Annotated in this window: 11 protein-coding genes and 2 pseudogenes; 2 read left to right on the forward strand and 11 right to left on the reverse strand. The window is 59.6% G+C overall.

Going from position 1 to position 14042, the window contains the following annotated elements:
* Nucleotides 1-68: 68 nt before the first annotated feature.
* The 11 genes and pseudogenes from OMP38_RS17825 to OMP38_RS17880 form a co-directional block, all read right to left on the reverse strand.
* Complete coding sequence (locus OMP38_RS17825; RefSeq protein WP_277566315.1) at nt 69-551, reverse strand: hypothetical protein; 483 nt, start codon at nt 549-551, stop codon at nt 69-71.
* A gap of 16 nt (nt 552-567) precedes the next feature.
* Complete coding sequence (locus tag OMP38_RS17830) at nt 568-1836, reverse strand: glycoside hydrolase domain-containing protein (protein ID WP_277566316.1); 1269 nt, start codon at nt 1834-1836, stop codon at nt 568-570.
* Nucleotides 1754-2353, reverse strand: a complete 600-nt coding sequence (locus OMP38_RS17835) for a hypothetical protein (RefSeq protein WP_277566317.1) — start codon at nt 2351-2353, stop codon at nt 1754-1756. The genes OMP38_RS17830 and OMP38_RS17835 overlap by 83 nt, the downstream gene beginning before the upstream one ends.
* Nucleotides 2350-4911: a beta-mannosidase gene (locus tag OMP38_RS17840; protein ID WP_277566318.1), complete on the reverse strand. Its 2562-nt coding sequence runs from the start codon at nt 4909-4911 to the stop codon at nt 2350-2352. Before OMP38_RS17840 ends, OMP38_RS17835 begins: the two co-directional genes overlap by 4 nt.
* A 103-nt stretch (nt 4912-5014) precedes the next feature.
* A complete protein-coding gene (locus tag OMP38_RS17845; RefSeq protein WP_338130583.1) occupies nt 5015-5710 on the reverse strand; it encodes a glycoside hydrolase family 88 protein in 696 nt (231 codons plus the stop codon).
* Nucleotides 5711-5780: 70 nt separating this feature from the next.
* Nucleotides 5781-6176, reverse strand: a pseudogene (locus OMP38_RS35985) (hypothetical protein); the annotation flags it as partial.
* Nucleotides 6059-8344 (reverse strand): family 78 glycoside hydrolase catalytic domain, encoded by a 2286-nt coding sequence (locus tag OMP38_RS17860; RefSeq protein WP_477100075.1) that lies wholly within the window; start codon nt 8342-8344, stop codon nt 6059-6061. The gene OMP38_RS17860 and the pseudogene OMP38_RS35985, both read right to left, overlap by 118 nt.
* Nucleotides 8345-8600: 256 nt before the next feature.
* The gene (locus OMP38_RS17865) at nt 8601-10325 is read right to left on the reverse strand and encodes a type 2 periplasmic-binding domain-containing protein (protein WP_277566321.1); all 1725 of its coding nucleotides are present in this window, start codon (nt 10323-10325) and stop codon (nt 8601-8603) included.
* A 79-nt stretch (nt 10326-10404) separates the two neighbouring features.
* A complete protein-coding gene (locus tag OMP38_RS17870; RefSeq protein ID WP_277566322.1) occupies nt 10405-11286 on the reverse strand; it encodes a carbohydrate ABC transporter permease in 882 nt (293 codons plus the stop codon).
* A gap of 41 nt (nt 11287-11327) precedes the next feature.
* Nucleotides 11328-11822: an ABC transporter permease subunit gene (locus OMP38_RS17875; RefSeq protein ID WP_277566323.1), complete on the reverse strand. Its 495-nt coding sequence runs from the start codon at nt 11820-11822 to the stop codon at nt 11328-11330.
* Nucleotides 11785-12189, reverse strand: coding sequence for a hypothetical protein (locus tag OMP38_RS17880; protein ID WP_277566324.1), 405 nt, complete (start codon nt 12187-12189; stop codon nt 11785-11787). The genes OMP38_RS17875 and OMP38_RS17880 overlap by 38 nt, the downstream gene beginning before the upstream one ends.
* Before the next feature lie 347 nt (nt 12190-12536).
* On the opposite strand from OMP38_RS17880, the pseudogene OMP38_RS17885 reads away from it, so the two are divergent.
* A pseudogene (locus OMP38_RS17885) lies at nt 12537-13094 on the forward strand (MFS transporter); the annotation flags it as partial.
* A gap of 31 nt (nt 13095-13125) precedes the next feature.
* Nucleotides 13126-13959: an MFS transporter gene (locus OMP38_RS17890; RefSeq protein WP_277566325.1), complete on the forward strand. Its 834-nt coding sequence runs from the start codon at nt 13126-13128 to the stop codon at nt 13957-13959.
* The last annotated feature ends 83 nt before the right edge of the window (nt 13960-14042 follow it).

The raw sequence follows: 14042 nt of genomic DNA on the forward strand, positions 1-14042 counted from the left end.
CAAGAGACGATGCGGACGCCTTCGGTATCGGCGTTTGCAAAGGCAGAGCAGCTTTGGCAGCTGCCTTTCTAGATAAATAGAGGCGGTACGTTTTCGGTCAGCTCCAGCACGCCTACGATATCCTCGTCGGAATTGCGGACCGGGAAGTAGACCGTCTGTCCGCCCCCCCGGTCCCGGCGCGTCGGCCGCCCGGAGAACGCGCGCAAAATCTCCGGCCAGAGCGGCATGATATCGGCGCCCTCGGACGGCAGCGAGCCGCCCGCGACCATGACCTCGCCGAGCGCCGGGTTTTCCGGCCGCCGGATCCACAGCGCCGCGTAGGGACGCCGGAGCGGATCGATCCGCTCCGTCAGCAGGAGTACGCGCTTCAAGGCGTTGAAGTGGTCTTCAACGAAGTCGACTTCATCGCCTAGCGCGAATTGGCTGTCCGTGCCGGCGACTTTCAGCGGATATTCGCGCCGCTCGGGCGGCATGACGTCTTCGAGAAAGTCGCCCGGCAGAAACAACGCGCCCAGCCTTGCGATTTCCATCAAGCTATACGTTTTCGGCATCGCGGTCTTTGCCTCCTTATCCCAGGATTCCCCACAGGCTTCGTTTCAGGTCGTTCAGCGTTTCCGACGGCCGGCCCTCGTGCAGCGACGCTATCGGCGCTTCGCTGAACATCGCGTTCTCCCACTCGTACGGCGGCTTGTCGAGGAAGTCCGGCTTGCCCGGCCACCAGGCTCCCGGCGCAAGGCCGAATGCCTCGGCGATCGCCTCGCCCATCCGCGCCCTGCCGGAATCCGGCTGCGCGCGCACCCACTGTTCCATGCAGTCCGCGACCTGCATCGTGTTGCGCAGCACCTTGAGCCGGATGGACGGGATCGGCTCCTGCAGGCCGAACAGCCGGTCCCCGGGGTAGAATACCGCGGTGCTGCCTTCCGAATCGGGCGTCACGTGCCAGTCGTCTCCCCACAACGTGTTTTCCCAGTACACGAACCCGTCTACGCCCCTTGCCACGGCGGCCAGCGGCGAGATCGCGGTGGCGAGCAGAGGCTGCGAGATGCGCTCCGCCGAGCCGTACGTCCACACCTCGCAGCCGGCGTCGCGCAGCACGTCCAGGCTTTCCGGGAACCACGAGAACATCTGATGGTTGACGACCCACAGCTTGATGAGGTCCGCGTACTTCCCGAAGTGCAGCCCGTAGCTCCAGCTGGCATCGGTACGGAAGACGAACTTCGCGCCGCTCTCTTTCTCCAGCACGTCCTTCGCCAGATCGTAATAAATGTCGTTAACCTTCTCGTCCCAGACGAAGCGCGTCTCGTCTCCGTCGTAAGGGAACAGCTTATACCGCTTCTTGTGGTTCAGGAAAAGCTCGAACTTCGTCCGCAGCCAACCGCGCTCGGTGAAGTGACGGTGGAATTCCTCCATGATCCCGGCGAATTCCGTGCGATAGCCCTTCGTCCCGAACTTGACGTAATCGGCCGGCCAGTGGAAGTTGAACGGCAAATACATGTAGGGAATCGGGATCGCGCCGCGCTTCGTGCCTTCGAATGCCGAACCGTCCAGATAGGGGCCGAAGTGCTCGTCGAATGTCGACCAATCCTTGACGTGCATCTCCTTGCCCCGGCCCTCGACCTCCGGTATAAAGGCCGCGGGAATGCGCCCCGAGTGCTCGTAAGGCAGATAATGCAGCAGGCAGCGGTGCTCGTGAGCCATTCTGAAGTAGGCCTGCTCCGTCCTGAAATACGTGCCGTCCTCGTAGCGGTCCGGATTACGCCTCAGGCTGTCGATCCGGCGCGACAGGTTGTCGGCGTAGCTGTTCAGGTCGGCGATCACCAGCGATTCGTCCGGCACGGCCGTCTGAAGCGCGCGCAGCCGAATCTCGTGCGTATCGGTCCCGCTCCCCCGTCGTCACGCGGACCGCGCCGCGGTAATCTCCCGCATGGACGCCGGCAGGGACGAACAAGTCCACCCACACGGCAACATAAGCTTGGCCCTCTACATCGTTCGCGGCCGAGATCGCGGCCAAGGTGCGGGGTCCCGCGTCTCCGCCGTCCAGCGGCACCAAGGCGTCGGGATAATACCGCCCTTGCACGCGATGATACCACTGCGCGTAAAAGACGAATTCGCCGGCGCCGATCTCGCCCTGCTCGCCCCGCAGGGGATCGGCCTCGAAGCGGATCGCGGACGGACCCGCGTCATCGAGCCTGACGATCAACTGAAAAGATACGTACGCGTTGCGCGGAGAAACCGGATTCGACGAAACCTCGGCCAGCTCGGCCAACGACCGGATGCGGGCCTGCTCCTCGAGCACCTCCCCGGTCTGCGGACAGACGCGGACCATATCGTGAATTAGATAGCTGCTGCTCATGCCCTAACCTCCTGTCGCTGCGTTTGTTTGGCGTTGAGCGCCGAGACGGCGATGTCCGAAGCGGGGACGCGGGTCCCCTTGCGATTCGTCGCCAGTACCGTCCTGCGCTCGCCGGGCAGCAGGTTGAAGTAGTTGTCCGAGAACATCGTATGATCGATCGGACATTCAAGCTTGACGAACCGGGCGAACGTATCGGTCTCGATCGTGACGCGCACGCCTTCGGGTCCTTCTTCCTTGGTCACCTGCAGCCGGCAGGGACTGAACCGCAGATCCTTGTGCTCGGCGAAAAAGAAATGGTTGTCGTAGACGTCTTCCCTCGCGCTGCGCGCGAACATGAACCGGGACCGCTTGTCGATGACGCCGAGGCGCCACTCGATCTCGGCCGGCGCGTATTCGACGATCTTAACGGACGCGTTAGCCGCGACGCGAACCTCGAACGACTGCTCGTAGATCGATTGGCCGAAGCAGCTGCGCACGCCGACCGCGATCGTATCGTCGTATGCCTCGTTGCTGTCGTTGGTCATCCAGACGGAGATCCGTCCTTCGTCCTCCTTGAACGACAGCAGCAGCGGATGATAGAAGCGGCGGGCATAGTAGTAGGAGGCCTTCGGGAACAAGTAATAATCGATCAGGCTCCAGCTGATGCCCGGCCAGCAGTCGTTGAGCTGCCAGATCAGGGAGCCGCCGTTCTCGGGCTTGCGCCTGCGGAAATGCTCGACGCCGAACTTAAGCCCCTCCGCCTGGCACAGCATCGAAAAGTCGACGTACTCGTCCAGATCGCGCGGCAGCCCCGAGTAGCCCGCCATCGTGATGGTCGCCTTTTCCGGCTCGTAATCCTTGTTGCGGTAATCGACCTCGAAGCTGCCGTAGTAGAGCTCTCCCTCCGGGATGTTGCGCCGCAGCGTCTCCTTCACCGTGCTGCCGTGAATGCCGAACTCGCTGCTGAACTTGGAGGTATCCTCCGCGAATCGCCGGTAGGAGATGCCGTACGGCGAGACGTCCATCTTGGAGGCTTCGCCGTAATGCCGCGGATAGACGTCCCCTGCCCATACGGCCCAGTTGTGCGTATCGCCTTCGTCGAAGCTGTTCGGATCGTTGCCGCCCCAAGGCGAGCTGGGCCAATACAGCCGAGTGGGGTCGAGCTTCTCCAGAAGCTCGGGCATCAGCTCGTGGAAAATCTTCGCGCCATAGAAGCGGGTGTCGCTGCGGTAGTGCATTTTTTCGCTGTGGATCGCCTGGCTCTCGTTGTTGCCCGCCCAGATCGCGATGCACGGATGTCTGCGCAGCGCCTTGACGTTCGCCGCGATCTCCGCCCGTACGCTGGCCATGAACGCCTCGTCGTAATCGGGAACCTCGCTGCAGGAGAACATGAAGTCCTGCCATACGAGCAGTCCTTGGCGGGAGCATGCCCGATAGAACGCGGCCTTTTCATAGACGCCGCCGCCCCAGACGCGCAGCATGTTCATGTTCGCTTCGCGCGAGAGCGTCACGAGATCCTCGTACCGCTCGTCCGGGATCGCGCCGATGAAGTTGTGGGCGGGAATCCAGTTCGCGCCTTTGGCGTAGACCGGCCTGCCGTTCAGCACGAAATGGAAGCGGGGGCTGCCGTTCTCCGAACGAAGTTGGACCTCGATCGTGCGGATGCCGACCTCCTCGGACAGCGTATCGACGAGCTCGCCGTCCGCCATCAGATTCACGGTCAGGTCGTACAAGAAGGGCTCGCCGTGATCGAACGTCCACCAGAGCGAAGGCTGCTCCACCGCGAACCGGACGCCGATCTTGCCGTCCGTCACGTCCGTCTCGCACCGGACTTCGCCGTCGCGTCCGCGCAGGATCGTCTCGGCCGTCAGCCTCGCGTCGGCGCCGCGGTGCCGGACTTCGGCCTCGACCTCGACCTCCGCGCGGTCCGGACCGATCGACAGCGTCTTGAAGTTCAAGTGCGCGAGCCGCGCCGCATGGATCACCTTCAGGCGGGCTTCTTTCCAAATGCCGGCGGTCACGATGCGCGGGCTCCAGTCCCACGAGAAATTGCATGCGCACTTGCGCAGCCAGATCCGTTCGTAATTGACCTTGGACCAGAAGCGGGATACGTCCTGCAGGGCCGCGTATTCGACGACCGGATCGAAGCGGACGACGAGCACGTTGCCCCGTTCCTTCAGCTTGCCGGACAGCTCGGCCGAGACGGGCACGAACATATTGTCGGACACGGCGACCGACTCGCCGTTCACGAACACCTCCGCGAGCGTGTCCAAGCCGTCGAGCTCCAGCAGCAGCCCGGCGTTCTCCGCGGCGTCCGGACGGTCGAATAGCGTGCGGTATACCCACGTTTTCCGCTCGATCCACAGGCAAGCCTGGTCGTTGGTCGAGTAGTACGGGTCCTCGATGCGCCCGTGCGCCAGCAGCGTCGAATGCACGTCCCCCGGCACCGCGGCCGCCAGCCATTCCGCATCGTCGAAGCTCGTGCCGTGCACGGCTTCCGGAATGCTCTCCCTGCCGTCGAAACCTTGTATTTTCCAATCGCGGTCCAGCTCTACAGCGTTCGTCTTGATCGGTATCATCGTCCATTCCTTCCCGGCCTTCGCCTCGAACCGCCTTGTGTTTTGCAGCTATCTATCATGTTAGAGAGGACGCCGTTCTTTATAAACGAGACATTGCTGGCTTTTACTGAGAAGCTTTTGTCCGTTGGGAGCGTATCCATTCGCTGACGGCCAGCAGCCCTAGCCCTTGCGTGAAAGCGGTGACCTGGAGCGGAATCGTGCGGTAGCCTTCCAGATCGGTCTGGACCGCGGTCCCTGACGATCCGCCCAGGACATTCCCTTCAGCGTCGACGTTCGCGAGGACGGCCGCCATCGCCCGATCCGCCGCCGGCTTGAATTTCTCGTCCACAAGACGAAGACGGATGCCTTTCAAGATGCCGTAGGCGACGCCTGCCGTGACCGAGGTCTCCAGATAGCTGTCCGGCCGATCCAGCACGGTGCGCCACATGCCCGATTCATCCTGCAGGCGCGCAAGCGCTTCCAGCTGCTCGTTCAACATCCCGACGGCCAGCCTCTTCTCCTGCGTGTCTTCCGGTTCGTACTGCAAAATGTCGACCGCGCTGGCCGTGACCCAGGCGTTGCCTCTGCCCCAGAGAAATCCGAGGGGCTTGGACGCGACATCGTCCCATCCATGAAAATACAGCTTGCTCGACTCGTCTTTTAATTTGGTCATGTGGAGGACAAGCTGCTTCACCGCTTCGCGCACGTAGCTTTTGTCGCCAAGCGCAGCGCCGCGTCTGGCCAGATAGATGACGCTTACGAACAAGGTGTCCGCCCAGATCTCCGCGGCAGCGCCCCCGGCGCTCATAAAGTGCGGGATCGCGCCGCTTGGCGTTCTTTTTTTGTTCCCGCATGAGGTATCGGTCGTATCGGTCGCAGATGCGCTCGTATTCGGGGTCGTTCATGCGTTCGCGAAGCGACAGTACCGCATGCAGCGGCATCGTCGAATTGACGCAAACGTTGTTCATCCCGCTGTCGATCTTGGCGTCGATCCACTGCCGCATCTCTTCATGCCAGCCGGCATGAGGGACGATGCCGTGCGCCTCCGCGATGCCGTAGAAGGCCACCCCGATGCTCCAGTCCCAACGCGCCCAGCGCCATTCGAGGTCGTCGTGCTCGTCCTGGCCGTATTTTTGGCTCAGCGCCAACGTTTGTCGTACCATTCGGTTCAGATGTTCGACCGCCGTTGAAGTTTCCAAGTCATGCTCCCCTTCCCGCGACTCGCGACAGCTTTTATGCTCGAATGACCGGCACGCCTTCCGGCGCCTCGATCGCAAGCTCCCCATGCGCGTAAGCGATACGGATCGTGCCCGTACGCACGCGGCACGCGAAGTCGAAGCGCTCCAGTTCGTCCGGGATCCGCGGCGCCAGCCTGATGGCTTTCCACCCCGGAGCCGCGGGCTTCAGACCCATGATTTCTTCGATGAACAACGGAATGGGCGCGCTGGCCCATGGATGGCACAGGCTGGTGTTCCACTTCTGCTCCTTGCCCCACGCCTCGAAGCAAGTCGTCGCACCTTCTTTTACCATGTTCCCCCCATGAACGTTCGTCCTCGGCCGTCAACCTGGCGTACACGTAATCCGTCTCGCCTGCCGCCGCCAGCGCCTTCAGCAGGAAGTAGGAAAAGTAAACGCCGCAGTTCATATTCCTGCTCTTGAGCCAGGAGATGACGGACGACACGGCGTCGTCCGGCACGAGCCCGAACAGCAGCGGCAGCGCGTTCGCGTGCAGGGAAGCGTGCTGCGACCCGACCGCGTCGACGAATCGCCGGTTGCCTGCGTCGTAGAACGCTTGCAGGAATTCGTCGCGATACCGCTCCAGCCCGTCCGTTGATTCATCCGAATCCGGGTCCATCCCTAATGCCGCGCGGATGTCGGCAAGCGTCTTGCGCGCGCCGTAGTAGAAGGCGTTGACCACGTTGTGGCAGCCGGGGCCCACCGGACGCGTGAGCGTAAAGTCGTAGCCGTCGCGCAGCCCGTCCGGCCAATCGACGAGGTTCCATTTGTCGTAGACATTTTCGAGCAGCCCGCTGGGTCCGCGGTAGCGATCGAAATACCGGATCATCGCGCTTGCGACGGGCTCCATCTCGCGCAGGAAATCCAAGTCTCCGCTATGACGGTAATATTCGAGCAGCTGCATGGGCCACTGAAAGGAAAAATCGGCGATCTCCTGCATGTAGCTTCCCGGCGCTACCGCCATGCCGCCCGGGCATATATGCTGCGCGGCAATCGCAAAATCGGCGAGCGCCTTCTTAACCATCCGCAAGTCGCCCGTCGCATATAGATGGGCGTGCATGATCACCGTGTTGTCGCCCAGATACTGCCCTTTCTCGCGGCTCGGGCAGTCGACGAACTGCTCCTGCGTGCCGTAGCGCAGGCCGTTCCGGCAGATCGTCCACACCTGCTTAAGCATTTCGTCCGATGCGTCGAACTTGCAGGCGTCGCTGTCAACGGGATAATGGCGGACGATCGCGGCGAACGAGTCCGACCGGATCGCGGCGGGCGAGCCGATGACCTCGACGTAGCGAAACGCTTTGTATTCGAACGGCTCCAGCGCGTCAAGCTCGCCAGACAGCGTCCACCATTCGCGGTACTTGCAGTTGCAGCGCATGTCGTACCGAACATGCTCGCCGGTATCGTCCAGTTCCTCCCCGCATCGGATCTCCAGCCGCTCGCCGCGCGTGCCGCGCGCTTCCATGACGAACTGGCCGGTCAGCTCCGTGCCGAAATCGATCAGGTAACGTCCGGGCTCCGGATTGGCTACCGACGCGGGAGTGCGCCGATACACGGCAAGCGGCGGCGTCGGCTGCAGCGCCAGCCGATGGTCGTCGTTCTCCGCCGGACGGCAAGCCGTCCATGCGCTGTCGTCGTATGCCGGCTCCCGCCAGCCGCGCGCCTCGAGCCGGCTGTCGATATGCTCGAGAAACTGCGTCAGGAGACCGACCGTCTCCGCGGTTCCGTCGCCGTATTGGCGGGCGACGGTATATTTCCAGGTGGAGTCGCTCGCGAGCAGCAGCCGTTCGTCGGCGAACAGCTCGGCGATCATGCCCTGCCGCAAGTCGCCGCTATTGTACGCGCGATTGATCAAGCCTTGATAATACACGTGCACGGCGATCACGTTGTCGCCCGGATGCAGCCATGGCGAGACGTCCAAGCGCAAGTACGGGTAATGAAACGCATACCCCTGCGCCGGACCCTGCGCGACGAACGCGCCGTTCAGGTACAGCTTGAAATAATCGTCCGCCGAAATATCGAGCCACAACCGCTTGCCCGCGCATTCTTCCGCCCCGAGCGTAAAGACCCGGCGAACCAGCATATGCCGATTCAGCAGCTCGACCGGGTGCTCCGGCAGGTCGATCGTCTCTAGCTCCTTATGCAGCAAATGAAGCGGCGCGAGCCCGCCGAAGTCGGTGTCCTGAATCCATTTCGCCTGCCACGTCTTTGTCGTATCCAATGCGCTGCAGCCCCTCTCGCAAACTTCGTATACTTTGTACGGCCAAAGGATCAGAATCCCAATCGGCATCGGTCGCATCGCCGTAAAGGTCATCGTCCAATCAGGCGTTTTATCCATTATACATTGTACTATCGCGGCTAATTTTCTGAAGGGATTTTTTTGTGCAGCGGTAAGTGTATAGCAGAAAAAAACGGCGCCTCCCGGAGGAATGGCGCCGGCCTTGCTTACTGCCAGACTGTGAAGCTCTTCGACTCGTTTACATATTCTGCTCTTTTGCCGCTTCTTTGTAAATTTGCGTTGCAGCTTCGTTGATCTTATCGAGTCCTTTATCCTTAAGCGTTTTCTCGAGTCCTTGCCAGATGCCGTCGAGCTTGGACGGGTCCTTCTCGAGGATAAATTTCGGAAGGGTTTTGCCCCATTCGGCAATGGCTTCCGTATTGAACTTTTTCATCTCGTCCGTGCCCTTGCCGGCCGTGCGCGGATAAGTCCTTTCTGTGCCCTTAACGAGCAGATCGGCTTGCGTTTTGGCTCCGTATTTCGCCAGCGTATCGACCACGACCGGGCTTGTCGTTTTCTGAATCCAGCTTTCCGAGAATTGCCACATCGCAAAATCGCCGTCCGACAGCGTAAATCCGGCACCATAGTTGGCCGACATTTGACGGGCATAGCCGAGGCCCACATCCTCCCAGAACGTATCCGGGTGCGTCTTGTATTGATCGACGAGCCAATCCGTCACGACACGTTTTCCGTTCTCGACGGTATAGTACTTGCCTTCGAAGCCCCAGCCGACAAGAATTTGGTTTTCCAGCTTGAACATATCGTCATAGAACTCGATGATGCGGACCGGATCCTTGGCGTTTTTCGTAATCGATAGCCACATTTCGCCGCCGCGATTCGCATAGGTGACTGGCGTCGCGACCATTTTCGTCTTCCCCGGCGCCACGATGTCGAACCAGACATAGGAGTGGTCGGCCATATTGTTGCTCTCCAGAGAAGCGTTACAATCGAATCCGCCTCCGAATATGACGAGTACGCGGCCCTGATTGCACTTCGTCGTAAATTGGTCTTGCGTCTGCACCAGCGATTCGGGATCGAAGAGCCCTTCCTTGTTGATTTGGTTCAAGAATTTAAAGAAGTCGGTATAGCCTGGCTCGAAGAAGCGATATCTAGCGTTCCACTGATCGTCCACGTAATAGCCTGCAGTATTCGGGAAGCCGGCATACTGGCGTGCCGCGCTATCGAAATTGTTGAACAGCTGGTTCGCTTCGCCGAAGTTGGAGAAGCCGATGGTCTTGCCGCCTCCGATCTCCGGATTTTTTTTCATATAATCCGCGACGATTTTATGAACGTCCTCGAGCGTTTTAATCTGCGGATATCCGGCGTCCTTCAGAACGGCGGTCTGGATCGCAATCCATCCCTTTTCCAAAAGATTATTCACCTTATCGGTCGGAGGCTGCAGCAGGCCGTATATCTTCCCGTCGTTTTTATCCTGAAGCAAGGACAAGTCGTTATGATACGCTTTCATAATGTTGGGCGCATGTTCCTTGATGAGATCCGTCAGATCGAGTACGGCCTTCGCCTGGATGTACGACTGCAGCGTGTTGTCGTGAATGTTGATGACTTCCGGATAATCTCCTGCCGCGAGCCATACATTCATCTTCGTCCGGAAGTCGCCGGTGATGATATCCCACTTGATGGTTGCGCCCGTGCGTTTCGTGATTTCCTTCGCCACGTCGCTGGACCAGTTCATGTTCGGGTTGTCGGTGTTCATCGTGAACGTGAACGGCTGCTTCTCGGCCGAGGTAGCCGACGCAGATGGCTCCGCCGACGCGGAAGCGGTTCCAGAAGCAGTCGGGCTTGGACTTGGGCTCGCGCTCTGCGAGGACTCCGCGCCGTTATTGCTCTTGGAGCATGCCGTCACCAGCATGATCGCGGTCAACAGTAAGACGCTTAACAAATTAAGCTTGCTCTTTTTCCGCATTGTTGCGACCTCCGATTTTTTTATTGATTTATTATTTCATACCGTTCTCTTCGCTTGCTAGCCCGAGACGGCAATGAAATCAGTCCTTCATAGCCCCGAGCGTCATGCCTTTGACGAAGTATTTTTGCAGGAACGGATAGACGAGCAGGATCGGTACGGTAACGAGTATCGTTAACGTCGATTTGATGGTGAGCGGCGAAATAATGCGCCTTCCCAAGCCATCTCCAGATTCCGCATTACTGGTTTCGACGGTCTGAATCATTTTCTGCAGTTCATACTGAAGGACGGCGAGCTTCTCGTTGCGGCTGTTGTACAGGTAGTTGTCGAACCAAGAGTTCCATGCGCCGACGGCGGCATAGAGCGCAACGGTCGCCACGACTGGAAGACTGATCCAAAGAATGATCTGCGTATAGACCCGAAAATCGTTCGCGCCGTCGATATGAGCCGACTCGACAAGTCCATCGGGCAGTTGCTCGAAAAACGTTCTCATGACGAAGACGTAGAAAGCGCTCACGATACCGGGAACGATATAAACGAGAAAGGTGTTCATCAGTCCCAAATTCCTCATCAGCAGGTAGGTAGGAATCAACCCTCCGCTGACGTACATGGTGATGATGAGGGTAAAGCTGAATAGCTTACGGAATACGAACGTTCGTCGGCTGAGCACGTATGCGAGCATTCCGCAGCAGAAAACGGTCACGACCGTATGAATCACCGTACGAAGGACGGAATTAACTGCCGCCCGGGCAAGCTTGCCGTTCTCGAAAACATAAGCGTAATTTTCGAGCGTAAACTTGCGGGGAAACAAATACAGTCCGCCCTTCAAGGCATCCGAGGTCTCGTTAAGCGAAATGATGAGTAAATAAATGAAGGGGTATACGGTCGTTAAGGCAGCCACCGCCAACAGCGCGTAGAGCACGACATCGAAGATTCGCTCACCCGTAGTCCGATGAAGAAGCATGTTCGGATTCTCTCCAATCGTTAAGGATAAACCGCTTTCAGTTAAAAGAGGTTGGATTTGTACCTTCTGGCAACGGCATTCACAATCAGGACGAGCGTCAAGCTGACGACGGAATTGAAGATACCGACGGCCGTACCGAACGAGAAGTCTCCTTCGTTAAGACCGATCCTCAGTGCCAGAATCGAGATGACCTCCGAATATTCGGCATTGATCACGTTGCCCAGCAGGAACTGAGATTCGAAGCCGCCGGTCATCAGGTAGCCGATGTCCAGGATGGTCAGCAGCACCAGCGTCGGAACGATCGAAGGGATGACGATATACTTCACGCGCTGCCAGCGGCTCGCTCCATCCACCTGCGCCGCATCGTAAAGGCCGGGATCGATGCCGGAGATCGACGCCAAGTAGATGATCGCGCCCCAGCCGAATCCTTTCCACGTCATGATGATCGTGTGCAGAACCCAGAACCATTTGGCCTTGCCGAAAAAGAAGATCCCTTCGTTAATCCAGCCCAGCTTGATCATCAGCTGATTGACCAATCCCCCCGTCCGGAGAGAGCAGCATGACGAAGATATTCGCGACGACGACCATGGAGACGAAGTGCGGCAAGTAAGTCATCGTCTGAACGACGCGGACGAACCCTTTACTTCTCAGCTCGCTGAGGACGATGGCGAGCCCGATGGCGCAAACGGTCCCCAATACCAGCTGCATCGAATTCATGACGATGTTGTTGCGCAAGTCCTGGAGGAAGCCGCTGTGCCCGAGCAACGCTTTAAAATGCTTAAATCCGACCCATTCGGCGCCCCACAAGCTCTGTCCGATATGGTAATCCTTGAATGCCATAAGCCAGCCCCACAGCGGCACGAACTGGAACAGCGCCAGATGCAGCATGATCGGAACGGACATCCATAATAGGACATGCTGTTTTTTTGATCTTCTTCCAAAACAGAGAGAGCCGCGATGTCCTCCTGCTGTTTGTTGGAATCGTTTTCAATTCTGAAACAGCCTTCATGCTCATTCCCATTCCTCCATCCTGTTGGACCTATTTTATCATCCGGCGAGAACCGCTTTATATCTCTTAAAATTGTTGTTTACTAGGTGATTTTTAAACTTCGGGAAGAATCCATTTAGGGGGGTCAAAACTGACCCCCTAAATGATAAACCTGCCCTATAGGAAGCCTTCCGGCGCGGATGCTACAATGAATGGACATTTTTCGGCTTTCTGCGAAAGCGGGAAAGGAGCGCATGTCCTCATGGCTACCCATGTCGTTTCATTAACGGTAAACAATCGGCCCGGCGTGCTGGCGAGCGTCTCGGAGCTGTTCGGGCGAATCGGCTGCAATATCGAGAAACTGTCGGTCCGTTCCGGCAAGAAGCCGGCTATCGCGCGGATGAAGGTGGCGGTCTCGATCGATGCCGGCAGTCTGGAAGGCGTGACCGCGCGTCTGGCGGGGCTGCTCGACGTGATCCAGGTCAAGACCAAAGCGCGGCGCCATTGGCGCGAGCCGATCGCGATCGGCAGGACCGCCGCCTTCTGGATCGTCGCCTACAGCTTGTTCATCACGCTGTTCGGCACGAATCTGCCGGCCCCGCTCTACGCGCTGTACCGGGCGCAGTGGCATCTGCCGCCGGCGGCCATGACGCTCCTGTTCGCCGCCTATGCCATCGTCGTCATTCCCGTCATCCTCGTCGCAGGGCCATTGTCGGATCGAATCGGACGGGGCAAGCTGCTGCTTTCCGGCATCCTGTTCGCCCTGCTCGGCTCGGTTTTTTTCCTCTTGTCCGACGGACCGGTCATGCTGGTGCTGTCCCGCATGCTGCAGGGGGGTATCGGTCGGCATCATGAACGGGGTCGCGGTGGCGGCCATGACGGAGCTGGGCGGCCTGCAGGCGCGGAGCCAGGCCGCTCTCGCGGGCTCCGCGGCCGTGACCGCCGGCAATGCGCTCGGCCCTGTCGTATCCGGCTTCCTGGGCGAGCTCGCCGCGTATCCGACGCGCCTTCCCTTCGCGCTTCATGCGATACTGGTCTTTCCGGGCATCGTCGGGCTCTGGCTGATCGGAAATAAAGGCAAGCCGGCGAGCGGCAAGATACGGATCCGATGGCCCTCCGTGCCGCGCGCGATTCGCCCCGCGCTGTATACGGCGGCGGGGACATCGTTCATCTCCTGGTCCATCATGAGCCTGGTCACGGCGATCCTCCCGGCTTACCTCCCCGATATCGTCGGCGAATCGAGCCTGATCGCCTCCGGCGTCGGGCTTGCCCTTGTTCTCGGACTGTCCGCCTGGGCCCAGATCCGGAGCGGTCGCTACCCGCTGCTCGCCAATCTGACGGTCGGCTACCTGCTGCTCGCGACGGGGCTTGCCGTGCTTCTCGGCGCCGCGGCTGCCAAATCTCCCGCGCTGCTCGCGCTGTCCGCCGTCATGCTCGGGCTGGGCCATGGCCCCTGCTACGCCCGAAGCCTTCGCTACGTCAACGAATCCGTGCCGGATGCGTATCGCGCGCAGGCCGTATCGATCTATTACGGGGTGACTTATATGGGCGTCAGCCTTCCGATCCTCGGGCTCGGCATCGTCGCGCAGCGGCTCGGCCTCTTGCCCGCCATCTGCCTATTCGCCGGCGCGACGGTCGGCCTGATGGCATGGAGCTTGCACCGTTGGAGGCGGCACCTCGCCTGACCGCGTCGGTTTGACCGCGCCCGCCAAAAGAAAGAACCGCCGGATCAGCCGTTAAGCTGATGCCGGCGGTTCTTTTTCTTGCT

This window comes from Cohnella ginsengisoli (assembly GCF_029525555.1).
GTDB lineage: Bacteria > Bacillota > Bacilli > Paenibacillales > Paenibacillaceae > Cohnella > Cohnella ginsengisoli.

Bases quoted from the DNA above. Each gene is read 5' to 3' on its own strand.
- OMP38_RS17825 (WP_277566315.1), bottom strand. From the start codon at position 551: ATGCCGAAAACGTATAGCTTGATGGAAATCGCAAGGCTGGGCGCGTTG.
- OMP38_RS17835 (WP_277566317.1), bottom strand. From the start codon at position 2,353: ATGAGCAGCAGCTATCTAATTCACGATATGGTCCGCGTCTGTCCGCAG.
- OMP38_RS17840 (WP_277566318.1), bottom strand. From the start codon at position 4,911: ATGATACCGATCAAGACGAACGCTGTAGAGCTGGACCGCGATTGGAAA.
- OMP38_RS17865 (WP_277566321.1), bottom strand. From the start codon at position 10,325: ATGCGGAAAAAGAGCAAGCTTAATTTGTTAAGCGTCTTACTGTTGACC.
- OMP38_RS17870 (WP_277566322.1), bottom strand. From the start codon at position 11,286: ATGCTTCTTCATCGGACTACGGGTGAGCGAATCTTCGATGTCGTGCTC.
- OMP38_RS17880 (WP_277566324.1), bottom strand. From the start codon at position 12,189: ATGTCCGTTCCGATCATGCTGCATCTGGCGCTGTTCCAGTTCGTGCCG.
- OMP38_RS17890 (WP_277566325.1), top strand. From the start codon at position 13,126: ATGAACGGGGTCGCGGTGGCGGCCATGACGGAGCTGGGCGGCCTGCAG.